General features: G+C 43.3%; 26 protein-coding genes. 24 read left to right on the plus strand and 2 right to left on the minus strand.

Annotated elements, in window-relative coordinates; translation table 11 throughout:
- Window positions 1-9 precede the first annotated feature (9 nt).
- From murD to ftsZ, 7 genes are read left to right on the plus strand one after another with little or no spacing between them, the layout of a single operon-like run.
- A complete protein-coding gene (gene murD, locus DES35_RS00080; RefSeq protein ID WP_037359809.1) occupies window positions 10-1,347 on the plus strand; it encodes a UDP-N-acetylmuramoyl-L-alanine--D-glutamate ligase in 1,338 nt (445 codons plus the stop codon).
- 13 nt (window positions 1,348-1,360) lie between these two features.
- Entirely contained in the window at window positions 1,361-2,584 is a 1,224-nt protein-coding gene (locus DES35_RS00085) for an FtsW/RodA/SpoVE family cell cycle protein (protein WP_037359643.1), read from the plus strand.
- Entirely contained in the window at window positions 2,559-3,653 is a 1,095-nt protein-coding gene (murG, locus tag DES35_RS00090) for an undecaprenyldiphospho-muramoylpentapeptide beta-N-acetylglucosaminyltransferase (RefSeq protein ID WP_037359640.1), read from the plus strand. Before DES35_RS00085 ends, murG begins: the two co-directional genes overlap by 26 nt.
- A complete protein-coding gene (murC, locus tag DES35_RS00095; protein ID WP_037359637.1) occupies window positions 3,650-5,023 on the plus strand; it encodes a UDP-N-acetylmuramate--L-alanine ligase in 1,374 nt (457 codons plus the stop codon). Before murG ends, murC begins: the two co-directional genes overlap by 4 nt.
- Complete coding sequence (locus DES35_RS00100) at window positions 5,010-5,744, plus strand: cell division protein FtsQ/DivIB (protein ID WP_114365490.1); 735 nt, start codon at window positions 5,010-5,012, stop codon at window positions 5,742-5,744. The genes murC and DES35_RS00100 overlap by 14 nt, the downstream gene beginning before the upstream one ends.
- Window positions 5,737-7,113, plus strand: a complete 1,377-nt coding sequence (ftsA, locus tag DES35_RS00105; protein WP_114365491.1) for a cell division protein FtsA — start codon at window positions 5,737-5,739, stop codon at window positions 7,111-7,113. The genes DES35_RS00100 and ftsA overlap by 8 nt, the downstream gene beginning before the upstream one ends.
- Window positions 7,114-7,125: 12 nt before the next feature.
- Window positions 7,126-8,979, plus strand: a complete 1,854-nt coding sequence (gene ftsZ / locus DES35_RS00110) for a cell division protein FtsZ (RefSeq protein ID WP_037359630.1) — start codon at window positions 7,126-7,128, stop codon at window positions 8,977-8,979.
- A gap of 98 nt (window positions 8,980-9,077) precedes the next feature.
- On the opposite strand, the gene hemA is transcribed toward ftsZ, so the two are convergent.
- Window positions 9,078-10,292 (minus strand): glutamyl-tRNA reductase, encoded by a 1,215-nt coding sequence (gene hemA, locus DES35_RS00115; protein WP_037359627.1) that lies wholly within the window; start codon window positions 10,290-10,292, stop codon window positions 9,078-9,080.
- A gap of 289 nt (window positions 10,293-10,581) precedes the next feature.
- Between hemA and DES35_RS00120 the strand changes: the two genes are divergently transcribed.
- Genes DES35_RS00120 through DES35_RS00130 form a run of 3 tightly spaced genes read left to right on the plus strand, consistent with a single transcriptional unit; the run spans window position 10,582 to window position 12,735 of the window.
- Entirely contained in the window at window positions 10,582-11,361 is a 780-nt protein-coding gene (locus tag DES35_RS00120) for an alpha/beta fold hydrolase (protein ID WP_037359624.1), read from the plus strand.
- A complete protein-coding gene (gene yihA, locus DES35_RS00125; RefSeq protein WP_262510112.1) occupies window positions 11,351-11,974 on the plus strand; it encodes a ribosome biogenesis GTP-binding protein YihA/YsxC in 624 nt (207 codons plus the stop codon). Before DES35_RS00120 ends, yihA begins: the two co-directional genes overlap by 11 nt.
- The gene (locus tag DES35_RS00130) at window positions 11,971-12,735 is read left to right on the plus strand and encodes a hypothetical protein (RefSeq protein WP_114365492.1); all 765 of its coding nucleotides are present in this window, start codon (window positions 11,971-11,973) and stop codon (window positions 12,733-12,735) included. The genes yihA and DES35_RS00130 overlap by 4 nt, the downstream gene beginning before the upstream one ends.
- Here DES35_RS00130 and DES35_RS00135 read toward each other — a convergent pair.
- Complete coding sequence (locus DES35_RS00135) at window positions 12,710-13,732, minus strand: ligase-associated DNA damage response exonuclease (RefSeq protein WP_114365493.1); 1,023 nt, start codon at window positions 13,730-13,732, stop codon at window positions 12,710-12,712. The genes DES35_RS00130 and DES35_RS00135 overlap by 26 nt on opposite strands.
- Before the next feature lie 150 nt (window positions 13,733-13,882).
- On the opposite strand from DES35_RS00135, the gene purQ reads away from it, so the two are divergent.
- From purQ to trxA, 14 genes are all read left to right on the plus strand, one after another.
- The gene (gene purQ / locus DES35_RS00140; protein ID WP_114365494.1) at window positions 13,883-14,581 is read left to right on the plus strand and encodes a phosphoribosylformylglycinamidine synthase subunit PurQ; all 699 of its coding nucleotides are present in this window, start codon (window positions 13,883-13,885) and stop codon (window positions 14,579-14,581) included.
- Window positions 14,574-15,128 carry an adenylyl-sulfate kinase gene (gene cysC, locus DES35_RS00145; RefSeq protein WP_051889364.1) on the plus strand — a complete coding sequence of 185 codons (555 nt, stop codon included), beginning with the start codon at window positions 14,574-14,576 and terminating at the stop codon, window positions 15,126-15,128. The genes purQ and cysC overlap by 8 nt, the downstream gene beginning before the upstream one ends.
- 77 nt (window positions 15,129-15,205) lie before the next feature.
- On the plus strand, window positions 15,206-15,859 hold the full coding sequence (locus tag DES35_RS00150; protein WP_037359615.1) for a CoA transferase subunit B: 654 nt from the start codon (window positions 15,206-15,208) through the stop codon (window positions 15,857-15,859).
- A gap of 12 nt (window positions 15,860-15,871) precedes the next feature.
- Window positions 15,872-17,218 (plus strand): hypothetical protein, encoded by a 1,347-nt coding sequence (locus DES35_RS00155; RefSeq protein ID WP_114365495.1) that lies wholly within the window; start codon window positions 15,872-15,874, stop codon window positions 17,216-17,218.
- A gap of 163 nt (window positions 17,219-17,381) precedes the next feature.
- A complete protein-coding gene (locus DES35_RS00160; RefSeq protein WP_051889363.1) occupies window positions 17,382-18,263 on the plus strand; it encodes an NAD kinase in 882 nt (293 codons plus the stop codon).
- 43 nt (window positions 18,264-18,306) lie between these two features.
- On the plus strand, window positions 18,307-19,119 hold the full coding sequence (locus DES35_RS00165) for a DUF6089 family protein (protein WP_051889362.1): 813 nt from the start codon (window positions 18,307-18,309) through the stop codon (window positions 19,117-19,119).
- The gene (locus DES35_RS00170; protein ID WP_235183081.1) at window positions 19,113-19,892 is read left to right on the plus strand and encodes an isoprenyl transferase; all 780 of its coding nucleotides are present in this window, start codon (window positions 19,113-19,115) and stop codon (window positions 19,890-19,892) included. Before DES35_RS00165 ends, DES35_RS00170 begins: the two co-directional genes overlap by 7 nt.
- Window positions 19,879-22,413 (plus strand): outer membrane protein assembly factor BamA, encoded by a 2,535-nt coding sequence (gene bamA, locus DES35_RS00175; RefSeq protein ID WP_114365496.1) that lies wholly within the window; start codon window positions 19,879-19,881, stop codon window positions 22,411-22,413. The genes DES35_RS00170 and bamA overlap by 14 nt, the downstream gene beginning before the upstream one ends.
- Before the next feature lie 18 nt (window positions 22,414-22,431).
- A complete protein-coding gene (locus DES35_RS00180; protein WP_037359606.1) occupies window positions 22,432-22,962 on the plus strand; it encodes an OmpH family outer membrane protein in 531 nt (176 codons plus the stop codon).
- Window positions 22,963-22,996: 34 nt separating this feature from the next.
- Window positions 22,997-23,626 (plus strand): OmpH family outer membrane protein, encoded by a 630-nt coding sequence (locus DES35_RS00185; protein ID WP_037359603.1) that lies wholly within the window; start codon window positions 22,997-22,999, stop codon window positions 23,624-23,626.
- 79 nt (window positions 23,627-23,705) lie between these two features.
- The gene (locus tag DES35_RS00190; protein ID WP_037359600.1) at window positions 23,706-23,984 is read left to right on the plus strand and encodes a DUF493 family protein; all 279 of its coding nucleotides are present in this window, start codon (window positions 23,706-23,708) and stop codon (window positions 23,982-23,984) included.
- A gap of 15 nt (window positions 23,985-23,999) precedes the next feature.
- Window positions 24,000-24,932: a S66 peptidase family protein gene (locus tag DES35_RS00195; protein ID WP_037359596.1), complete on the plus strand. Its 933-nt coding sequence runs from the start codon at window positions 24,000-24,002 to the stop codon at window positions 24,930-24,932.
- Window positions 24,890-25,249, plus strand: a complete 360-nt coding sequence (locus tag DES35_RS00200) for a YraN family protein (protein ID WP_037359594.1) — start codon at window positions 24,890-24,892, stop codon at window positions 25,247-25,249. Before DES35_RS00195 ends, DES35_RS00200 begins: the two co-directional genes overlap by 43 nt.
- Window positions 25,250-25,388: 139 nt before the next feature.
- Entirely contained in the window at window positions 25,389-25,754 is a 366-nt protein-coding gene (gene trxA, locus DES35_RS00205; protein WP_037359591.1) for a thioredoxin, read from the plus strand.
- Window positions 25,755-25,756: the final 2 nt, after the last annotated feature.

Raw genomic sequence — 25,756 nt, forward strand, 5'->3', positions numbered from 1 at the left:
CCGCGCGAAATCCAAAATATAGCCATAATAGGAGCCGGGGAAAGCGGCACCGGTGCTGCACTGCTGGCCCGTCATCTAGGCATGACTGTGTATCTGAGCGATGCAGGGCGCATATCGGACAAGTACAAAGAAAAACTCTTGCAGAATGGGATTGCCTGCCAAGAGGGTACTCACCAACTGGAAAAAATCCTAGAAACTGATGTGGTGATAAAAAGTCCCGGAGTACCAGATAAAAGCCCCGTGGTCCAAAAGGCACTGGAATCTGGCGTATCGGTGATTTCCGAAATTGAATTTGCTTCCTGGTATACTACAAAACCCATCGTGGCCATCACTGGTACCAATGGAAAAACCACAACCACGGCTCTTACAGGTCATATCTTCACAACAGCTGGTATCCGTACAGGCATTGGAGGCAATATAGGTCGCAGCTTTGCCGAGCTGGTGATGCATGACGAGCAGTACGAGACATATGTCTTGGAAGTGAGTAGTTTTCAGCTGGATGGCTGTTATACGTTTGCACCAGATATCGCAATTCTCACCAACATTACACCCGATCACCTCGATCGCTACGATTACAAATTCGAAAACTACATCGCTTCAAAATTCCGAATCGCTCAGTCTCAAAAACCTGATCAGGTATTTGTGTATTGTGCTGATGATGAGGCTACTGTGACCAACTTGCCAAAATTTGCCATACAATCCCGGAAAATTGCCTTTAGCGCTCTCAAAGAGCCGGAAGAAGGAGCATATCTACTTAATGAAAACGAATTCATCGTAAAAATTAATACCATGGACACTATGATCATCAAAGACTTCAAGCTCAAAGGCACTCACAATGCCTACAATAGCATGGCAGCAGCCATCGCAGCGCGCATTCACGAAATCAGGCAGGAAAAAATCAAAGAAGCTTTTTCAGACTTTAGAGGAGTGGAGCACCGCCTGGAGAGCGTAGCTACCATTGGAGGTATTGAGTTTATTAACGATTCAAAAGCTACGAATGTAAATTCTGTGATTTACGCGCTCAGCAGCATAAAACGACCAATCGTCTGGATCGCGGGTGGAGTGGATAAGGGCAATGACTATTCTGCACTGCACGACCTGGTAAAAACATATGTAAAAGCAATCGTATGCCTGGGTAAAGACAATTCAAAACTGCTCGATGAGTTTACAGGTATGGTAGATGTAATAGCCGATACTCACAATATGGAGCAAGCCGTAAAAACTGCCTATAGTCTCGCCTCCAAAGGTGATGCTGTATTGCTCTCTCCGGCATGTGCCAGTTTTGACTTGTTTGAAAATTATGAAGACCGTGGCAATCAATTCAAATTCTGGGTTCGGCAATTGTAAGTAAGAAAAGCCCATGATTTCCTTCAATCGGCTTAAACTAAAAGGGGATAAGGTTATTTGGATAGTGGTATTTCTGCTGTCCATTTTTTCCTTTCTGAGCATATACAGCGCTGGCAGCAATTTGCAGTGGAACAATAAAATCACGGCTCTTTCGCTGTTGTTGCGTCACGCTATGCACATAGTTATGGGCTGGTTAATTATTTGGATGCTTCATACCATTCACTACCGGTATTTTGCTCCTATTTCAGTACTACTGATACTCCCGGCTATTGTATTGCTGATTTACACCCTCTCCCAAGGATATACCATAGGCAATGCAAATGCAAGCCGATGGATTCAGATACCCATGCTTGGGATCACCTTGCAGAGCAGTGTCATTGCAGGGCTTATCCTTCTGGTGTATTTGTCCCGTACACTTTCAAAGAAAGAAGACCCAAAAGACTGGAATCTGAAAAGCGCAATTGCTCAGGTATTTGCTCCGGTATTTCTGGTTGTAGGATTGGTGTTTCCAGCGAATTTCTCTACGGCGGCTTTGATTTTTATTCAGTGCATCTTGTTGATGATGATTTCACCCTTTCCGGGCAGGTATGTAGTTTCATTGATCGGATTTGGAGTAGTGTCCTTTGGACTTTTTGTTTCTGCTGTAGTCACCTTTCCTGAGCTGATGCCCAATAGGGTGGATACCTGGAAATCGAGGATTGAAAATTTTGTATCTGGCGATGCTGAGGAGAGTTATCAGGTCCAACGTTCAAAAATGGCTATTGCCAATGGTGGTTTGATAGGTACAGGCCCCGGCAAGAGTACTCAGAAGTATTTTCTGCCACAGTCATCCAGCGATTTTATATTTAGCATAGTTACCGAAGAATATGGTTTTGTTGGTGCATTTATACTGCTATTTCTCTACTTTGTTCTGCTGATTCGCTTCCTGCTGATAGCCACCCGAAGTCGTTCAGTTTTTGGCAGCCTGTTGGTCGTGTCGGCAGGCTTTGGCATCGTCATTCAGGCGTTGATCAACGTAGGAGTTGCGGTAAATTTATTGCCAGTTACCGGGCAAACATTGCCATTGATCAGTGCCGGGGGCAGCAGTATCTGGACCACTTGTGCAGCCATAGGTATAGTGCAGTCAGTAAGTAGGTTTTCATCTGATGAGGCCGAAGAGGAAGGGTCTGAACAGCCGCATTCAACCATTGCTATTTCCAATGATGATGCAAATGAAAGAGAAGAGGTTCCTGCTTAGTGGAGGTGGCACTGGTGGTCACATTTTCCCGGCCATTTCAATTGCCGGAGAAATCAAACACAGATGGCCTGATGCACGCATTCTGTTTGTTGGTGCAAAAAATCGCATGGAGATGACACAGGTGCCGGCAGCAGGTTTTGATATCATTGGTTTACCCATTACCGGACTTAGGAGATCGCTAAGCGTTAAAAATCTGATTTTACCTATTAAACTGATTTACAGCCTGCTTAGATGTTTCAGCATTCTTTTGAAGTTTAAACCCAGCGCAGTCATTGGTACAGGGGGCTTTGCCAGCGCGCCCGTAGTGATTGCAGCAGGTTTGATGAGATTACCGGTTTTTGTTCAGGAGCAAAATTCATTTGCTGGCCTTTCCAACAGGCTTGCCGGACGATTTGCTAAAAAAGTCTTCGTTGCTTTTGAAGGCATGGACAGACAGTTTCCTCCTCAAAAGGTTGTTGTAACAGGCAATCCCGTACGCCAGGAAATTCTCAAAACCAATGAAATACCATCGGGTATTGCTGAGCGCTACCGGCTTAATGTACAAAAGCCCACCTTACTGGTGGTTGGAGGTAGTCTCGGCGCAGCCAAAATCAACGAAACCATCGATCGCTTTACAGACTCCATTCTGCCGATAGCCAACCTGATTTGGGTTTGCGGGAAGCTCTACTACAACCGGTATCGCATCAAGTATACTGACAATATGGAAGGTTTTTACCTCACTGACTTCATACCTGACCTTTACCAGCTGTATCCTGTAGCTGACTTGGTAATTTCAAGAGCTGGTGCAGGTACTCTTTCAGAGCTGGCAGTGGCGCAAAAAGCCTGTATCTTGATACCTTCGCCTAATGTAGCCGAAAATCATCAATACAAAAATGCTATGGCCTTTGGCAACAGCGGTGCTGCTGTGGTGGTGACCGAAGATCAGCTGGATTCGCTGCCGTCGGTAATCGATGATCTGATCAAAAACCCGGAAAAACGAAAAAATCTTGAAAAGAACATTCGTCAATTTGCCCGTCCTGATGCAACCAAACAAATTGTAGACTACATCGCAAAATACCTTCAGACATGAACCTTCCCCTCGACGATTTCAAATACTGTTATTTCATTGGTATCGGCGGCATTGGCATGAGTGCAATTGCCAGGTATTTCAATACCCGGAAGGCTGTGGTATCAGGATACGACCGCGAAAAATCTAACCTAACACAGGAACTCGAGCAGGAAGGTATTTCCATTACCTATTCGGACCGGGTAGAAGATATTCCAATGAATAAAATAGGAAATGCAAATGATACCCTTGTGGTGTATACACCGGCTATTCCATCCACTCATCCACAGCTCAATTGGTTCGAAACAAGAGGATATACGCTTGTGAAAAGGGCGCATTTGCTCGGTTGGATCACCAGATCATCTGAAAGCATCGCAATAGCCGGAACGCATGGTAAAACAACCACCACAGCCCTGGTGGCTCATATCCTCAAGCGCAGCGGAAGGCATATCAGTGCGTTCATAGGGGGTATTTCGGCCAATTACAACACAAATTTTTTAGTCGGCACTGAAGATACGGTTGTGGTCGAAGCAGATGAATTTGACAGATCGTTTCTGCAGCTTACTCCAGATTGGTCGGTCATTACATCTACAGATCCCGATCATCTCGATGTATATGGCAATCAAGATGGTGTCCGACAGGCGTTTATTGAGTTTGCCAAAGTGGCCAGAAAACATGGAAAACTGGTGGTAAAGGCCACTTTACCCGTAGCAGGTGATTATACCTATAGCATAAGCGAACCGTCAGCCCATTTCTATGCTGACCAGATCAAAATTTATGACGGAAAATTTCACTTTTCTCTTCATCTCCTTGATGAGCCGGTTTTGGAAACTTACCTTCAAGTTCCAGGCTTTCACAATGTGGAAAATGCGGTGGCAGCCGCGGCTTTATGTTATCTCTATGGCATAAAAACAGCTGAAATTTCTACTGGAATTAAAACATTTAAAGGCGTAAAACGCAGATTTGAAATTGTGCTTTCCCGACCAGAAGTTATACTAATCGACGACTATGCCCATCATCCTGCAGAAATCAGGGCTTTACTCACCTCGGCCCGGGCATTCTATCCTGGCCGAAAAATCACCATTGTCTTTCAGCCACACCTCTATAGCCGTACCAGGGATTTTTATCTCGATTTTGCGACTAGCCTATGCCTTGCAGACCGAGTCTTGCTCACTGAAATATATCCGGCAAGAGAAGAAAAAATTGAGGGTATTTCCGAAAAGTTAATTTATGACAATATGACCATAACGGATAAGCATCTGATTCAATTGACCCGTATTGAAAGTGAGATAAAAAATTTTCACTTTACAAACGATGTAGTCATACTGGCAGGAGCAGGAAATATCAGTGATTATGTAAATACAATAAAACTAATACTCGATGAAGGTCACTAAAGTAAAGGCAAAATGGTTTTTGATACTTGTAATGACCGGAGTCTATTTGACCATTTCGGCATTCTCGTCCGATAAATTGGATGAAATTCAATGTGTAAAAACTACCATCGATATCCAACAATTTGAAAACAACTTTCTTCTTATCCGTGAAGATATTCTTTCAGTGGTGAATAACCAGGTGCCTTTAAAACATCCGTTTTACAAAAAATCTTTCAACATTCAGTTGTTAGAAGATTTAATTGACAATCACAAAATGGTAGAAAAATCAGAGGTATTTTTCACGTTAAGTGGCGAGTTGTATATACGTGTATTACCAAAAATACCAATAATGCGAGTTCAAGCAGATAATCATTCATATTATATTGATTACAATGGGGATAAATTCCCCTTATCGCCACATTATACACCGGTAGTTCCTATTCTTTCTGGCAAAGTAAATGACCAAAACATACAGGATGTTCTTGCTATTTTAAAAACGTGGAAATTGCAATTGTTTCATGCAGATTTTTTCAGCGGCTTTTACATAAGTCCAAATGACAATATTACAGCCTACAGTTATGAAACAACTGAGTCGATAGAATTTGGAAAGGCTGTTAATATAGAACAAAAACTCTTGCGACTAAAAGCATTTTATCAATATTTCTATCCCACTATTTCAAATAAAAAAATAAAGAAGATCAATTTAAACTTCGAAAAACAAGTTGTCTGTGAGTATGAATAATGAAAAAATATCAGTAGGACTCGATATCGGAACTACAAAAATTGTAGCAGTGATTGGCCGTAAGAATCCACATGGAAAAATTGAGATTCTCGGCATGGGACGGGCCAAATCGCTGGGAGTAAGTCGCGGGGTAGTCACCAACATTACGCAAACAATAGAATCCATAAAACAAGCAGTGAGCGAAGCCGAAGCTCGTTCAGGATTAAAAATTTCTGAGATAGTGGCTGGAGTTGCAGGTCAGCACATTCGCTCGCAGCAGCACAGAGACTACATTGTCCGCAATAATCCCGATGAGGTAATAGGAGAAAGTGATATCGATAATCTGATCTCCAACGTTCAAAAAATGAACATGCTTCCAGGCGATGAAATAATTCACATCATCCCTCAGGAATTCAAAATCGATGGCAATATTGAAACTACAGAGCCCAGAGGAATGTATGGTTCACGACTGGAGGCAAACTTCCACATTGTAATCGGCGACATGGCCTCAATAAAAAACATAGGACGCTGCATCGTCAGTGCCGGTCTTACCCTTCAGCAGATTACACTGGAACCCTTGGCCAGTGCAGAGGCCGTGCTTACAGCAGAAGAAAAAGAAGCTGGTGTAGTATTGGTCGACATCGGTGGGGGTACCACAGATGTAGCCATCTTCAAAAACGGCATCATACGCCATACTGCTGTAATTCCCTTCGGAGGCAACATCATTACTGAAGATATCAAAGAGGGATGCTCCATAATAGAAAAACAAGCCGAATTGCTGAAAATTCGGTTTGGCTCGGCCTGGCCTGGCGAAAATAGTGAAAATGAAATCATCTCCATTCCTGGACTTAGAGGTCGTGATCCCAAGGAAATTTCTCGTCGCACCCTTTCGAAAATCATTCACGCCCGGGTAAGCGAGATTATCGAGCAGGTATTTGTTGAAATCAAAAATTACGGTTTCAATGAGCAACGAAAACGCTTGATTGCCGGCATCGTGCTCACTGGTGGTGGCTCTCAACTTGCACATCTGAAGCAGCTTACTTCCTACATCACAGGTCTGGATACACGCATCGGTTATCCCAACGAGCACCTGGCTCAAAACAACTATCCGGAGTTGGCCTCTCCAGCTTACGCTACCGCCATCGGTCTGGTAATGAAAGGCCTTGAATATCAAGAGGTTGAAGAAAAAAAGCGCCAGCGGGAAGCGCAACATCCCACTGTCACCTCTACCGAGGAAATGACCGGCAAAAAAGAAGAGTCAGAAACTCAAGAAGTTTCTGATGCTCCCCACCCTCCCAAAGCAGAAGACAGACAAACGAAAAGAGCTAGTGTCTTTGACGGCTGGGTAAAAAAACTCATGGACTTTTTGAATAACGATGTAAAAGCTTAAAAACAGAAAGATATGGAACTAAATGAAGCCTTCAACTTTGACCTACCCAAAAATAAATCCTCCATCATCAAGGTAATTGGAGTAGGTGGGGGCGGTGGAAATGCCGTCAATTATATGTATTCACTGGGCATCAAGGGAATTGACTACGCCGTATGCAATACTGACCAGCAACATCTAGAAAACAGCCCCATTCCTATCAAATTGCAGCTTGGCGCCAATATAACCGAGGGATTGGGTGCAGGTGCTAATCCTCAGGTAGGAAAAGCTGCTGCTGAAGAGAGTCGCGCTGAAATCGAAAAACTCCTGTCTCAGGATACAAAGATGGTTTTCATCACTGCAGGCATGGGAGGTGGCACTGGCACAGGTGCTGCACCAGTGATTGCCGAAGTCTCAAAAAGTCTTGGAATATTAACCGTAGGAATCGTCACCACTCCATTTCAATTCGAAGGCAGGGTGCGACTCCAGCAAGCCGAAGCCGGCATTGAGGAAATGAAAAAATACGTGGACTCACTAATCATTATCAACAACAATAAATTGCGTGAGATATACGGCAACCTGAGTTGGAAGGAAGGATTTGCCAAAGCGGATGAAGTAGTGGCCACTGCAGCACGGTCGATAGCAGAGGTCATAACCCGAAATTTCAATATCAACATAGACCTGCGCGACGTTCGGACCGTGCTTTCAGATAGCGGTACCGCCATCATGGGTAGCGGAAGAGCAAGTGGTACTGACCGGGCAGCAAAAGCCGTAAGGGCAGCTCTCGACTCTCCACTTCTCAACGACAATCACATAAAGGGAGCTACCAATGTACTGTTGCTTATCAATGGCTCCAGCGATGTTACAATAGATGAAATTGCCGATATCAACGACTACATACAACAGCAGGCAGGCGGCAGTGCCAACATCATCATGGGACTGGGCGAGGATGAAAGTCTGGGACAGGACATCTCCGTTACAGTCATTGCAACTGGATTCTCAAGAGATACATATACTTCTATAGTACCAAAAGAAGAGAAAAAAACCATATTTGTACTAAATGATGATGAAAATGAAAAACCTAAAAATTTAACTGAAGTAAACAAAAAACCCGGCGGGATCAATCAAAAATCATCTAGCTCAAAAGAAGACGTACAACCCACTTTGTTGGATTTTGAAGAAAAAATTCCAGCGGAGGATCAAAAAAATTCACCAACAGCCAATCAACCACAGCAACCCTCTCCTACTAATCAGATAGTGCTCAATACAGAAAGTGACGAAGAAGTAATTTTTGAACTGAAAGAAGATGCGGAACAAGTTGATTTGCTCTATACCACCGAACAAGGGACCGATACCCAAATCGTTGAGTTTGATTTCGAAGTACCCATCAGCAAGGTGATGGCCGTAGAGGGTAAAAAAGAAGTGCATGCTCCAGATTCTGATGCCACTGAAAGGCCCGGCATTCAAAGATATACTTTAGAAGATGCAGAGGAGGTAAGTAGTCAAAACAGCTCTTATGTCTCATCTAAGGAAGATACAGAAATACACTTTGGTATCGAACTGAAAAAAGTAGATAAAAAATCAGAGCCTCTCCAAAATGCCTCAGATACCACCAAAGCCAGTGTATTTGAAATGTCTATAGAAGAGGGATTCAAAAGAATGAATAAAATCAAATCCGAAGCAGTGCGAGCTTATAATTTCCGATTTGGAACTCAAAAACAGAAGTTGAGAGAGTTAGAAGTAGAGCCAGCCTACAAGCGCAGAGGTATCAGTATCGATGAAGAACTCTACTCCCGAAAATCAGACGAAAGCAGATTTTCTGTAAGCGGTACTGGAAATTCAACAGAACTTAAGACCAATAATTCATTTCTCCATGATAATGTGGATTAATGTAGATTGAAGACTCCGTAAAAAGCTGAATAAGCCATCCATTTTCTCCAGGGGATGGCTTTTTCCTTTTTTAATCAGAAGAGTAGGTTCCGGTGGAATTAGTTTTTAAGATATTCATTAATAGCGCCCAGAAAGTGACATCCTTTGAAGTCATTTTTTTTCAAATTAATCACCAGGTGATTTACCGCATTCTGTACCTTTTTTTCTTTTGATACGTAGGATTCTGCGCAATCGAGCTGGTACAGAAAATCTTTTACCCTATGAATCAGCCATCTCTGAAGATATATTTTGTGCCACTCCACAAACTCCATGATGTGCTTGTGGATAATTTGCATGGCTTTAGGCACTTCGGCTTTGCGTTTTTCGAGCGTTTTATCCAAAATTTGTGATATGTCATCAATATTAAAATATTGACAACCCTTTTCAACTACATTCGAAGAGATACCAGCAGGAACGCTCATATCCAAGAAGAAAATACCACTTCTGCTCACTTCTTCCCGGCTGAGGATGGGTTTTTCTACTGCAGCTGTGTTGATTACGATATCAAAGCGGTTGAGTTGTTCATTGATTTTTTCAAACGAAAGCACTGAACAGGGGTGATACCGGGAAAAATGCTCAGCTTTTGTCTGAGTCCTGTTGGAGATGGTAAGTTCTGCTTTTGGAAGATAATGAAGAATGTTTTTGGCCACATTTTCTCCAAAAGACCCAAGACCTATCAATAAGATGGATGGGTTTGTTTTTTGGCAGCGATCCTGAATTAATTCAATGGCTGCATAAGAAGCCGAAACAGTCCCCGTCGATAGCTGTGTCTGCGATTTTACTTCTTTTGAGGCTTGCAGAGCATAATTTACCAATCTTTCGGTCAGACTGCTTAATCTACCGTATTTTTTTGAAAATTTCGCAGCTTGTTTGAGCTGTCCGGCGATTTCAAAGTCACCGAGAATTTGAGAATCCAGTCCCGAAGCAACCTTAAATAAATGGGCTACCGCTGCTTTAGCAGTAAGGATATACCCATACTTGTAAAAGGTCTCTTCGGCCTGTCCTAAATAAGAAGCGACCTGCCTTAGCAGGACGTGAGGATTGCCCAGACCGTATATTTCCGTTCTGTTACAAGTACTGAGGATAATGATATCGCCGGCTTCATTTGTAAATGATTCCGATAGAATTTCTTCCGCTTGCTGAGCACCGATGGCAAACGTGCCTCTGATCTCAGCAGAGGCTTTATGATAGTTAATACCAAAAACAAAAAAGTCGTTTAATCCCTGACATGACTTCTCTTCTGCCAGATACTTCATTGCATCTTCAGATTTCATTTCCTTTACACCGGCAAAACTAAAATGACCCGAATTTCGAAAAATCTAACCTTTATCACAATTTTCGATGCTTTTTGTTATTTAAATTGATTCTAAACTTCAAGGAACTTTGTTTTTTAGGATTGTATCAAGGATTGGAACTTCTTAAACGGCAAAAAAGTATTATGCAGGAAGCGAAGGACGATGAAGACTAACATTTTTTTAATATATTTATTTCGATGGCATAAGCAGGAGATAATCTGTGAAAAACAAAATTCTATTTTTGCAGCCTCAAAGCGATATACACAAAATGTCGATAGAAACAAAAAATTCCGGTAAATTTGAATATGCTGAAGCCGGCGAAGGTCATCCGCTTGTTTTGCTACATGGTTTGATGGGGGGGTTGAGCAACTTTGACGATGTATTTCACTATTTCAGCCGGCGAGGATACAGGGTTTTGATACCAAAATTACCTCTGTACACCCTACCACTACTCAATACCAATGTCAGCTCTTTGGCATCCTATGTAGTAAATTTTATTAAAGAATTGAAGATAGCCCCGGTCACCCTCATTGGTAATTCTTTGGGGGGGCATATCAGCTTGATCATTACTAAAAATCATCCTGAATTAGTACATTCCCTGGTACTTACAGGCAGCTCAGGTCTCTATGAAAATGCGATGGGTGATTCTTTTCCCAGACGAGGTGATTATCAATATGTTGCCAATAAAACAAAGGACGTTTTTTACAACAAAGAGGTCGCAACCAAGGAGCTTATCGATGAGGTATACTCTATTGTAAACGACAGAAATAAAGTGCTGCGTACGCTATCTATTTCCAAATCAGCCATTCGCCACAATATGGCCAAAGATCTGGTAAATATGAAACTTCCGGTCTGTATTATTTGGGGTGAAAACGACAATGTAACTCCTCCTGATGTAGCCAAAAGATTTCATGACTTGCTTCCAAACAGCGATCTGTATTGGATTCCCGAATGTGGACATGCAGCCATGATGGAAAGGCCATTGGAATTCAACCAAATATTGGAAAAATGGCTCGAAAAGGTAATCGTCAGATCCAATGCCGGCTGATGAAATGACCATCAATTCAGCCATATTCATCAAAAGCAGTGAAAGTGTAAAGCAACTTCCCAAGTCAAACTATCCGGAATATGCCTTTATCGGCAGGAGTAATGTGGGCAAATCTTCCCTAATCAACAGTTTATGCCAGCGAAAAAATCTGGCTAAAACCTCATCCACTCCTGGAAAAACCAGGCTTATTAATCATTTTCTTATCAACAATGCCTGGTATCTGGTAGATCTGCCGGGCTATGGGTTTGCCAGGGTATCCAGAAGTATGAGAAATAAATTCTCCGGCCTTGTCCATGAATACTTGCTTTCAAGGGAATCCCTGGTTAATACCTATGTCTTAATTGACTCCAGATTACCACCCCAAAACATTGACCTGGAATTCATGGAGTGGATGGCTTTGAATCAGCTCCCCTTTACAATGATATTTACAAAAGCTGATAAACTAAGCAAAAATCAGCTCAATACCAATTTGATACAGTATCATTCTGCTATGTTGCAATTTTGGGAAGAACTGCCCTCCCATATTGTCACCTCATCTCTGGATGGTAGAGGTCGCAATGAAATTTTATCTCAAATTGAGAGCTGCAATCGGCTTTACAATACTCCGAAATGAAAGGTCATCTACTGACGAGCTGCTTTTATCTGATGGTATTGATCACTGCTGCCAGTAGAAAAGAGAAGGCCGGTGGATTTGATGGCCTATGGCTTGATTGGAAGGGATTTATCTGGCAGGTGAAGCGAAAAGAAAATCCTGTAGGACCGGGTCCAAACTACTTTGGCATGGATCATCGGAATGTATCGATTTCCAAATCAGGCGATCTGGTACTTTCGATCGAAGAAGTTGATTCTTTGTGGAGCTGTGCAGAAGTTTTTTCCCTTACCATTTTTGGAAACGGCCTTCTCTTATTTGAAGTTGAAGGCCTGGCTAGAGAACTACATCCGCAGGCAGTACTAGGAATGTTTACCTTCAACGAAAACGAGGAATCCCATTTTAATGAGTCGGATGTGGAAGTCTCCAGATGGGGTCAGCCAGATAACCCAAACGCTCAGTTTGCCCATTATAGCTTGGCCGATACTCCTGAATTACACCGTTTTGAATTGAGTAAAAAGTCAAACCTTCACACATTTATATTGGCCAAACACAGGGGCGAAGTGAGTTTTTACTACCTTGACCGAAAGCATGGTCTGAAGTTGCCGGACGTGTCAAAGGCCAAAGCATTCCAGAGATATTCAAATCTTACGCATAGTTCCGGTTCTTACAGGATTCACATCAATCTTTGGCTTTTTAAGGGGGAAAAACCCATGAAACTGAACAAAAAGAATGTGCTGAAGGTAAGAATAAAAAATTTCATGTATCAACCTTTGGCTCCCTAACTTCTAGATCTTCACCCTCTCCATAGAACTGGCTCTGAACGGGTTCGGCCTGTATTCCTATTTTGGGTAAATATCTGGCAAATGGGTCTGAGTATCCATGGGTGAGATAAACTTTTTCGGCTCCTGTACATCGAATTACCTGAATGAGTCCGTCCCAATCGGCATGATCGGAGATCACAAATCCTGCATCGGCCGCCCTTCTTCGCCTGATTCCTCTTATGGCCATCCAACCTGATACAATTCCAAGGCTAAAGGGTGAAAATCGCCTGATCCACGTGCTTCCTATCGCTGAGGGAGGTGCCAGTACTAGTAAGCTTTTGTCTTTTACCCTGTTGTTCAGTTCGGAAATCTTTTCACAAGATGCAATCGGAAGTCCAGCATGTTTGAGTATCTCATTCATGCGGTAAATCGATCCGTGCACCACTATGCGTCCATCCCCGGCAAGGTCATTGAGTAATCTCTGGGCCTTACCCAGGGCATATGCAATTAAAACAGAATTTTTGTTCTGGGATTGATTGGTCATCCACCAGTCTGTTATTTCTTGAATAGAAATTTCAGATGGCTTCCACCGAAAGATGGGCAAGCCAAAAGTACATTCGCTTACAAATTCATGACATCTGATAGGTTCGATAGGGATTGATAATCCGTCTGGCTCAGTTTTATAATCTCCGCTCACCACGGCCACATACCCATTTTTTTCTATGCGTATCTGCGCACTTCCGGGAATGTGACCCGCAGGATGTAGGCTTACCGATACTCCATTGATGGTCAATTTTTCCCCATAATTCAAGGCCGTAACGGAAATATCCTCTGAAATCCTGGCCTTCATAAGTGCAGCGGTGATAGGGGTACTGATGTAGCATCCCATTCCTTGCCTTGCGTGATCACTATGTGCATGGGTGATGAAAGCTCTTGTCACCGGAAGCCAGGGGTCGATGTAAAAATCTCCTGCTGGGCAATAAATACCTCTTTCAGTAAATTTTAGCAGATGTGCCATTTTACAAATAGTCTCATATTTATATATGCTTGCATCACAGGAATTGTTTTTTGTCTTTATCCGGGAACATGATTGTATCTACCGGTGACTTTTGAAATGAGTGCAGATAATTGGACTGCTGCTTACTTTTGGCCATTGAAATTTTTTCCAATGAAATTCGGAGTAGTAGTATTCCCAGGAAGCAATTGTGATGAAGACATGGTGTATGTGCTTAAGAATATTCTCGGTCAGCAAGTCGTTAAGCTTTGGCACAAAGACCATAACCTACAGGGTGTGGATATGATTGTTCTGCCGGGAGGATTTTCGTATGGCGATTACTTGCGCAGTGGTGCCATTGCCAAATTTTCCCCCATCATGAACGAGGTGACAGAATTTGCTAAAAAAGGAGGTTATGTGTTGGGAGTGTGCAATGGTTTTCAAATACTTTGCGAGGCCCAATTGCTGCCAGGTACATTGATTCACAATACTTCTCACCGCTTTATATGTAAAAATCAATTTATTGTAGCGGATAACAACGTTTCACCTATCAACGCTTCAATTCCTTTGGACAGAGTATTGAACATTCCTATTGCACATGGTGAAGGCTGTTACTATGCAGATGTTGAAACAATAAAAGAAATAGAAGACAATGCCCAGGTGCTCTTTAGATACTGCAATCCTGAGGGTCATATCACAGAGGATGCCAATCCAAATGGCTCGGTGAACAACATTGCCGGGGTGACCAATATACATAGAAATGTATTTGGTATGATGCCACATCCGGAAAGGGCTGCCGATGAAGAGCTTGGCAATACCGATGGCAGATTGATTTTTGAAAGCCTTCTCAATCACATGATGGCAAATGTCTGAAATTTCCAAGGCGTCGAGGGCCAAGGTAATATGGCTGACCGGACTGCCCGGTTCTGGAAAAAGCACGATTGCCCTTGCTCTTCAAAACCGATTGTCAGAAAAAGGCATACCAGCTGTGGTACTCGATGGAGATGATCTACGCCAGGGTCTTAACAGCAACCTTGGCTATACTGATGAAGACCGACTGGAAAACGTAAGGCGCGCAGCCCATGTGGCAGACTTACTCAGGCGGCAAGGCATTTGGGCTATAGCAGCACTTATCACCCCGCGCGAGCCAATGAGACAGCTGGCCACCAGGATTATTGGTACCGAACACTGTGTCCTTGTCCATGTAAAAGCCTCGGTAGAAACATGCAGCAAACGAGACCCAAAAGGACTTTATCAAAAAGCGAAAAAAGGATTCATCAGTAATTTCACGGGAGTATCAGCGCCATTTGATCCGCCTGCGGCTCCCGACCTTACATTGGATACCGAGATGTACGACCTAACACAGACCGTTGATCACTTGTACAGTTATATCTTCGGGCTACAAACGGATCCTTTTTAACTCATAGAAAATTACCCGGACCTCTGAGCTTCAAAAACAGAAAAAGTATCTTTACCCCTGAAAAATATTATATTAAGATGCTCTCAAAAGAACAGATTGCCAAACGCATAGCTCGTGAACTCAGAGATGGATATTATGTTAATCTGGGAATCGGGATTCCAACCTTAGTGGCCAACTATGTGCCAGAAGATATTGAAGTGGTTTTTCAGAGCGAAAATGGCTTGCTAGGAATGGGACCTTTTCCCTATGAAGGAGAAGAAGACCCGGATGTAATAAACGCTGGTAAACAAACAGTGACAGTGCTTCCGGGAGGAGTATTCTTCGATAGCAGCACCTCTTTTGCTATGATCCGAGGCCGCCATGTCCATCTTACAGTGCTCGGAGCAATGGAAGTGTCTGAAAAAGGAGACATCGCCAATTGGAAAATTCCCGGAAAAATGGTAAAAGGTATGGGAGGAGCAATGGACCTGGTTGCGAGTGCCAAAAACATCATAGTAGCCATGATGCATACGGACAAATATGGCAATTCAAAACTGCTGAAAGAGTGTACACTTCCCATCACAGGTCTGCAATGTGTAAAAAAAGTCGTCACCAATCTGGCTGTTCTCGATATCACAGAGCGAGGCTTCGAGCTGCGCGAGCTGGCGCCTGGTGTGAGTGTGGAAACAGTTCGCAAAGCCACAGAGGGCACCTTGATTGTAGAAGGCGATATTAAAACTATGGAGATTTAATCAGGCTTTCTGATGCTCGAAAAACTGCGCCATCATCCGGCATGGCCTGCCAGTCTGATTGCTGTTTTCCTAATTGTGTACATTACATACGACAGGCGATGGACATATAGCCCCATTATCGAATGGGATGTATGCAATTATTACAGTTACATCAAAGGAGTGCTTTTTGAAGGGGACCCATATCTAAGGGTTTGGAACGTAGATTCCAACCGTATGGAGATTTTTACATACAAAGGTGAGAAAAGTGAAAAAATGACCGGAGGTCTGGCCTTTTTATACCTGCCTGGAATTATTGTTTCACACATATTTGCTTCGATAAGCAATGATTTTAGCCCCGACGGCTTGAGCTTGCCCTACAGAATCGGGCTTCAGTACAATGTGCTTATTTATCTCTGGATAGGTTTTTTTGTGCTTTACAAGGTGGTTTTCCGCCTGGTAAAAAATCACCTGGCAACTTTTCTCTCCTTGCTTACAGTGTTTTTTGGAACCAATCTTTTCTACTATGCTGCAGTCGAAAATGCCATGTCACACGCGTATACCTTCTCGCTATTCTCCCTGTGGCTCTATTTGAGTATGAAGTGGATTGACAGACCCTCACAAAAGCTTTCAGTAGCTATGGGCCTAATTGCTGGTTTGATTATCTGGGTAAGACCAGTGAACTTGGTTCTACTTCCGGCCGGATTGGGTTTTTTGTTCGCTAATCAGGGACCGAAAAAAGTTTCTATGGTGATGAGAAAGTTGCCCATGCATTCGATGGTCGTTGTTCTGATGGTTATCATCGTATTGATCCCACAGATGTACTATTGGTATACGACTGAGGGTCGACTGCTTGTATATTCTTATGGCGAAGAGAAGTTTTTCTTCAACGACCCTAAAATAATCGATGGTTTGTTGAGCTGGAGGAAGGGTTGGCTTGTGTATTCACCTGCACTGGTAGCCGTCATTCCGGGTTTTACATGGCTGTGGCACAGATATCCCGGTGCGTCTTTGGTGTTTTCGACGGTAGTGTTGTCGTTTTTGTACATCACTTTTAGCTGGTGGTGCTGGTGGTATGGGGGAGGCTACAGTCAACGGTCACTTATTGATATGCTGCCTCTACTGGCGGTGCCCATGGCAGCTACTTGGTACTTACTGTTTAGGTTTATAACACCAATTAGACTGGGTTTGATTTTCGTTCTTTTGGCGTTGATTAGTCTCAATGTGTTTCACATATGGCAGTATAAAAACTATTTAATCCATTTTGATTCGAATACAAGAAAATCCTATTGGTTACATTTTTTGAAAACCCAACATGTACACGGTTGGTGGGAGGCATTGGAAGCCCCGGATTATGAAGCAGCTATGAAGGGTCACAGATAAAAAAATTTCTGAATTGTCTCCAATTGTACATATATTTTCCAATAAATGAATAAATAACCTTTTGTAATTGCGGGGATTGGTACGAGTGGTTTGAAGATCGATAAGTTTTTTCGCCTATTTCATTAATGGATAAAATGTAATTTCGCGGCCTACTTGTTTATTCTTGAGAGCAGCTGTATTTGGGATCAACATTCCAGGCGATGCCAGGGGCTATGTGCAGAGGTTTTTTGACCTTTTGCAGATGTTTGACATTAAATTTAGTATCTACTTACCTCTGATGAAAGTTCTCAGGGACCTGAAAATTGAATCCTACACCAAAGAAGTTTTTGAAAACGAAGAAGAGCTCATACTTAAAAGGCCAGACTTTTTGATAAGCCTTGGTGGCGATGGAACCATACTCGAGGCTTCTACCCTTACAGCAGGAAGTGGTATAGCTGTACTCGGGATCAACCTGGGAAGGTTGGGATTCTTGTCGAGCGTATCGAAAAATGAAATCGAGCCGGCACTCAGGGCGTTGATCACCGGAAAATACTCAATTTCAGAGCGATCAATGCTGGCTGTGAGGCATGCTTCTAACTCACTTGCAGCAGACCATCTTGCACTGAATGAAGTCACCGTTAGCCGAAAAGATACCGCCTCGATGATAAACATTCACGCATGGATCGACGGAGAGTTTCTAACCAGTTACTGGGCTGATGGGCTTATCATAAGCACACCGACCGGATCTACTGGCTATAACCTGAGCTGCGGGGGTCCGATAGTAAACCCTCAAAGTGAAGTTTTTGTAATCACACCCATTGCACCTCACAATTTGAATGTCCGCCCGGTAATACTTTCGGATGCATCGCAGATCCGTTTGCAGATCGAAGCCCGGGAAAAACACTTTCTGGTAGCAACCGACTCCAGGACTCAAAATTTTGAATGTGGCAAAGACATCATTATCCAAAAGGCCAGAGTTACCTTTTCGTTGGTTCAGATTGAAGGTTATCCTTACTACCGAATTCTGAGGGAAAAACTCTACTGGGGCATTGATAAGCGCAATTAAACATAAAATAAGCTGGCAAATGACATCGTTATCATAGCATTTGATGAAAAAATTTATTCAGACTTTTACACTGTTTTTATCGATTTCAAAAGCCTCCATTGGGCAATTTATAGGTGCGGGTTTTACCGGTGGAATGTCGCATTTCATCGGAGATGTGGGGCATTATGGCATCCATGTACCGCAAGGTTACAACATCGGTGCAAGTGCCATTTACGGCATTGACCCTCATTATTCCATTGAGCTGTCAGGTATTTACGGAGTTGTTTCAAATGATGATGCTCTCAGCAGCATCCAATGGAGGCAAAATAGAAATCTCAGCTTCCGAAGCTTTGTGTACGAAGCCAGTGGAAGAGTAAACTTCAATTTTTTCCCGGTCACGCTCAAAAAGGGAGAAAACCACAGCCCATTTATCTTTCTAGGATATGGAATCTTTGCCTTTTATCCGGAAGCCTGGTACCAAAACCGCTGGGTCAAATTGAGACCCCTCGGTACAGAAGGACAGGGAACTCTCCTCAGCAATACTGGGATCTATCCAGAGACCAGTAGTTTTATCCTCTTTGGCTTTGGTTACACCATTGCGCTATCTCCCATCGTCAATGTGTATTTGGAAACAGGATTCCGACGTACTGCTACGGATTACCTCGATGATGTAAGCGGATTTTATGTCGATGCTGGTGAGCTTGCGGAAATCAGAGGACCAGTGGCAGCTGAATTGAGCAATAGATCCATTATCAGATATGATACAACAGATAGACTTAGGGGAAATCCAAACAACAACGATTGGTATGTCTTTTCAAATTTTAAAATAATATTCAAACTATCTTCGTCGCGCGAAAAATGCACCCGGGGTTGGTAAACAAGACAGTAAAGAAAACATCAGATTCTACCATTATCTCACTTGATAAAAATCGTCTTCCAAGACACATAGCCATCATTATGGATGGCAATGGGCGCTGGGCAAGGTCCAAAGGATTGGTTCGCACCCTTGGCCATGAAAATGGCGTTGATGCATTAAGGCGAATAGCCACAGCTTCCGCAGAGATTGGTATCGAATACCTTACCGTATATGCGTTTAGCACAGAGAACTGGCATCGCCCGAAATCCGAAGTAAAAGCCCTGATGTCAATTCTCGTCAGAGCGCTCCGAAAAGAGCTCTCTACTTTACTGGACAATAACATCAGACTGCAAGCCATAGGAGAAATTGCACTGCTTCCCAACGAGATTCAAAAGCAGCTTAGAGAAGTCATTCAGCTTACATCAGAAGGCGACCGAATGGCGCTTACCCTGGCGCTCAGCTATTCTTCAAAAGAAGAAATTCTGAGAGCAACCCGATTACTCGCCGAAGATGTGCAAAGAGGCTTTTTGTTGCCAGAAAATATAACCGAAGAAGTGTTCGAAAACTATCTCTATACCAGAGGAATGCCTCACCCTGATTTGTTGATCAGAACCAGCGGAGAGTATCGTATCAGCAATTATCTGCTCTGGCAGTTAGCATATACGGAATTGTATTTTTCTCCAAAACTTTGGCCTGATTTTACGAAAGAAGACCTCTACCAGGCAATCGCAGAATATCAAAAGCGCGAACGAAGGTTTGGACTAACATCAGAACAACTAAATGAAAATACATAAATATAAGCGGGCTCATAATCTGACTTTACCACTGCTTTTTTTAATCTTTAACATCTTACAATTCAACGTTTTGCGCGCACAGTCAGGCGAGCCTGTGGACATCATCGAAGGTTTAGAATATGAAATTGGCGGAATTACACTTGCCGGTGCCGAAAACCTGGATTATAATCTGGTGCTGCTCATCGCAGGAATCAATGTAGGCGACCGCGTTACATTTCCTAGCGATAAAATAACACGCGCCATCAAAAATCTATGGAAACAAAAACTTTTTGAGGACATCCAAATCTATGTAACCGGAAAAAGCGGTCGCATTATTTATCTCGAAATTTATCTGAAAGACCTCCCAAGACTGAGCAAATATTACATCACCGGAATAAAAAAAAGCCGCAGAGACGAACTGCGCGAAGAACTCAAACTCAATCGCGGCATTGTAGTAACTGACAATCTGATACTCACATCAAAAAATAAAATCCTAAAATACTACGAAGAGAAAGGATATTTCGATGCCTCAGTAGAAATTGTCACCGAAAAAGACACCGCTGAGTCCAATGCCGTGATATTAGGATTTAACATTACCGAAGGGGAGCGAATCAAAATACGCGACATTTACTTAATCGGAAATAATGCACTCACCGATCGTCAGCTGCGCAAAACCATGAAAGAAACCAAAAGACATCGAAGCTTCAATATTTTCCGAACCTCTAAATTCATTGATGAAAAGTTTAGGGAAGACCTGGAAAAAATAATTGATAAATACCAGGAAATTGGCCACAGAGATGCACGCATTATCAAGGACTCCATCTACAAAATACCAGGAGAAAACTTCATCAATATCTACATCGCCATAGAGGAAGGCAATAAATTTTATTTCAGAAACATCACTTGGATAGGCAATACCAAATATCCATCAGAGGTGCTCAATTCTGTACTCAAAATCAAAAAGGGCGACCCCTACGATGCTAAACGACTTAGCGAAAGACTTTATGCCGACCCCAACGGCAACGACGTAAACTCGCTCTACATGGACAACGGGTATCTGTTTTTTAATCTGACTCCCGTAGAAGTACTGATCGAAAATGACTCCATCGATTTGGAAATGCGAATTCGGGAAGGTAGACAAGCCACCATCAATCGTGTGACGGTATCAGGTAATGAGCGCACAAACGATCACGTGATCATGCGCGAAATCCGAACCCGACCAGGCGACCTCTTCAGAAAAAGCGACATTCAACGCACCATGAGAGAGCTCTCCCAACTAGGCTTTTTTGACCCTCAGCAGCTAAATGTCAATCCCGTACCAAATCCCGAAACTGGCACTGTAGACGTTGAGTATACTGTCGTTGAGAGAAGTACAAGTCAGCTGGAACTTCAGGGAGGATGGGGAGGTGGTCTTGGAATTGTCGGTACTCTGGGACTTAGCTTCAACAACTTCTCCGCAAGGAACATTTTTAACAAAAAAGCATGGACACCTTTACCCTCAGGCGACGGGCAAACACTCAATTTGAGAGCACAGAGTACAGGCAGATATTTCCAGAATTACTCCTTCTCTTTTACCGAGCCATGGCTCGGAGGTAAGCGACCCAATTCTCTCACCATATCAGGCTATCACTCTGTGCAAAACTTCGGAGGCCGCCGTATCGGCGACCCCCTCCGACAGGCATTAAACATTACCGGACTAACAGTAGGACTTGGCAGACGCCTCCGCTGGCCCGACGACTACTTCACCCTCTATCAAGCTTTGGAATTCCAGCACTACCGCCTTGACAATTTCGAGCTTGGCATTCCCAACTTCCGAAACGGATTTTCCAACAACTTCTCCTACAGAATTGTGCTGACCAGAAACAATACCGATGTGCCCATCTTCCCCACCAGAGGCTCTAACACCATCTTTACGCTAAAACTTACCCCACCGTACTCACTTTTGTCGGGCCGCGACTTTACAGATGCAACACCTCAGGAAAAATTCTTTCTTCTTGAATATTACAAGTTTAAGTTTAATACCACCTGGTACACCGAAATTTACAAAAACCTCGTCCTTTCATCCCACGCTGAAATGGGTTTTATGGGAGCCTACAACCGTACCATAGGTTTGAGTCCTTTTGAGCGCTTCTTCGTCGGGGGTGATGGTTTGCAGAATTTCGTACTCGACGGCAGAGAAATTATCGGCCTCAGAGGATATATGAACAATTCCATAGTTCCCTCAGGAGTAGCCGGATCCAACCAGTTGGGCAACGGAGGTGTGCTCTACAGCAAATACACTGCCGAGCTGCGATTTTTGATTTCTCCCAACCCCAGTGCTCAGATCTGGCCCCTGTTGTTTGCTGAAGCCGGCAACAATTTCGGTTCGTTCAACGAATACAGGCCTTTCCAATTGTACCGAAGTACAGGTGCCGGAATCAGAATTTTTATGCCCATGTTTGGGCTGCTTGGTATAGATATTGGCTACGGATTTGATCCGATGCCCGGGTTTTCCTCACCCTCCGGCTGGAGAACACACTTTATCATTGGACAGCAATTTTAATCTGAGTAACTTTGCCTTGTGAAAAACGGTAAACTGCTGAAATTTAGTTTTATAGCAATATTCTTTGCGACAATCGGCGGTCTCCTCGGTCAGACTCAGCGAATTGCCATTGTCGATACAGAATACATCCTAAAAAAAATTCCCGAATACAATCAGGCTCAAATGGAGCTTGACCGACTTTCAGCCCAGTTTGAAGGCGAAATAGAGGCGCTGAAAAGCGAACTTCTGGCCCTGCAGCGCACTCTTAACGCCGAAAAAGTTCTCCTCACCGACGATATGATCCGCGAACGCGAAGAAGCTATCGCCAAAAAAGAAAAACAAATCATCGATACCCAACGCAAATATTTCGGTGTGGAAGGCGAGCTCTTTAAAAAGCGCAAAAGCCTTGTGAAACCCATTCAAGACCAGGTATACAACGCCATTCAGGAAGTAAGCCGCCAAAAAAAATTTGACCTGGTGATAGACCGATCCAATGCCTTGATCGTTTTGTATTTCAGCGACAAAATTGATATTTCAGACGAGGTGCTCAATAAATTAGGCTACAGATGAATTTTATAAACAAAAACCATAAATACCAATTGTCATGATCAGAAAAACCCTATCAGCCGCAATAGTCTGCATTTTTTCTCTTGCCGGACTAAACGCACAAAAATTTGCACACCTGGATTTCACAGAGCTCGTCCGCTCCATGCCTGAGTACAAACTGGCTCAGGAAGAAATGGAAAAAATGCGAAAAGAGATGGAAGACGAACTCATCGAATTGCAAACCGAGCTCAGAGAAAAAGCCCAAAAATTCGAAAAAGAAGCTGCCAGCTATACCGACCTTGTACGACAAAGAAAAATCCGCGAAATCCAGGAAATGCAACAAAAAATCCAGGAATATGCCGAGGAAAATCAGGAAAATCTCGCTCGACGTCAGCAAGAACTCCTCCAGCCACTCACCCAAAAAGCTCAAAAAGCCATTGAAGAAGTGGCCAATCGCAACGGATATACCTATGTATTTGATTCAAGTCAAGGCAATGGATTGCTCTTTTTCAAAAATGGAGAAGACATCTTACCCCTGGTAAAAAAACAACTGGAATCAATGCCAGCTATCGATATCCGAGGTACTGGTCCTTCAGCACCCAGTGCAGGCTCAGCCCAGCCAGCTCAAAACAACCAGCAACAAGCTCCCGCTCAAAATCAGCAATCAACCAAACAAAAGAGAAAATAAGCCCCGCTACATCACACTATCTCCAGACCTTCAGTTCAGAAGGTCTTTTTTATTTTTGCAAGATAAATTATTCCTGAGAATGGCCAAAAAACAATACAATTTCGATAAACTCATGGAACTGCTTAGCAAAGAGCCTTGGCCTCAGGTGTATTACTTCAAATTTATCGTACCAGCCGATAACAAACTTATCGCAAGAGTGCAATCCCTGTTTAACTCACAAGAAGCAAACATCAGCATGCGCAGGTCTTCCAAAGGCAAATACATCACCATATCAGCTAAAGAAATGATGCTCTCTGCCGAAAGCGTTGTCGAAAGGTATAAAAAAGCCTCAGAAATCGAAGGTATCATATCCCTTTAGCACACCTATACTGCCATGACAATACCAATAATCCCTCTGCTTAAGCCAGGGGATAAAGTATTTCTTCATGCTCCGGCCAGGGCCATAGATACATCCATAGCTCAAGCAGCCGTCGAAATCATGACATCACATGGTTTGAAAGTAGAATCTGGAAACACCCTCACTACCAAATACCTTCAGTGGTCAGCACCAGACATTGACCGTGCAAAAGAACTTACCAATGCGATTGCCCGGCCTGATATCAAAGCCATTTTTATGGCACGAGGAGGTTACGGATGTGTCCGTATCATCGACCATGTCGACTTCAGCCCATTGCATAAGTATCCAAAGTGGCTGGTCGGATTTAGCGATATCACTTGTATATTGGCTCATCTATGGCAAAGCCAGAAAATGCCTTCCCTACACGCACCAATGCTTATCAATTTCAAAGACAACACTCCGGAAAGCATCCATTCCATCTTTCAACAACTGATTACGGGCCGTGGTGAACTTTTCGGAGACGATGGTATCCCGGGCACTGCCGTAGGTCACCTGATCGGTGGCAACCTTTCTGTTCTTTATTCACTCCTGGGCTCTGTCTCCTTCCCGGACCTCAAAAACAGCATACTAATCCTCGAAGATGTTGACGAATACTCGTATCACATTGACCGCATGCTCTATGCCCTTCGGAGAGCAGGTGCTTTTCAACACTTGGCAGGTCTGGTAGTAGGCTCCTTTACATCCATTCGCGACCACGATGTTTCTTTCGGCTACACCGTACACGAAATATTTCTCCATCACTTCGCCTCCATGGGCATTCCGGTAGCATTCGGTGCCAATATAGGCCATCATCGCGATCAGCGAGCCTTCATTCACGGAGCTATGGCTACCCTCGACGTTTCCCCGCAACAAACCTGGTCACTGCAATGGCACTACATCACAAAACAGGAAAAGGAGGAGAACAATTAGCAGCCGAATACCTCCTTAAAAAAGGCCACAAAATTCTCGAGCGAAACTGGCGCTGGGACAAAGCCGAAATCGATATCATATCCCTCGATGCAAACTTTCTGGTATTTACCGAAGTCAAAACACGCTCAGGCTATCCGGTCCCTGAGGCCTACGAAACCCTTAACGAATCAAAAATGACCCACTATGCCGAGGCTTCCGAAGCCTATCTCGAATGGAAAAACCTCGATCACGAAGTCCGTTTCGATTTTATCGTCGTATGGCTCATTCCCGGAAAAGACCCCATTATCCGCCATTTCCCCTTTGCCTTTAATCCCTGAATAACAGCCTAAATACCGCCCGGAACATTTGTACCAAAAAATGAAATTAAATATTCCTTAGGCAGGTGTGCAACAAAAGTTACGCAATCCTTGTTATAAGCATCGTTTCTTTACACTAAATTTTAATCTATCAAACTAAATGGCAACCATAAAACTAACCACCGAAGATTTTAAAGAAAAAATCTTTGACTATACAAAAGAAAAAGAGTGGAAATACAAAGGTCAACGTCCCGCACTTATTGATTTCTATGCAGACTGGTGCGCCCCCTGCCGCATGGTAGCACCCATCCTGGAAGAGCTCTCCGAGGAATACAAAAATCAAATCGATATCTACAAAGTAGATACAGAAGCCGAAGAAGAACTCTCCGCAGTATTTGGCATCCAAAGCATCCCAACCTTCCTTTTTATCCCTATGGAAGGCTTGCCCATGATGCAACCGGGAGCCCTTCCAAAAAATGTATTTAAAAAAGCCATCGACCAGGAGCTGCTCAAGCAAAAAGCTTAATC

Origin of the sequence: Schleiferia thermophila (assembly GCF_003337435.1) — a bacterium.
In the GTDB taxonomy this organism is placed as follows: Bacteria; Bacteroidota; Bacteroidia; order Flavobacteriales; family Schleiferiaceae; genus Schleiferia; species Schleiferia thermophila.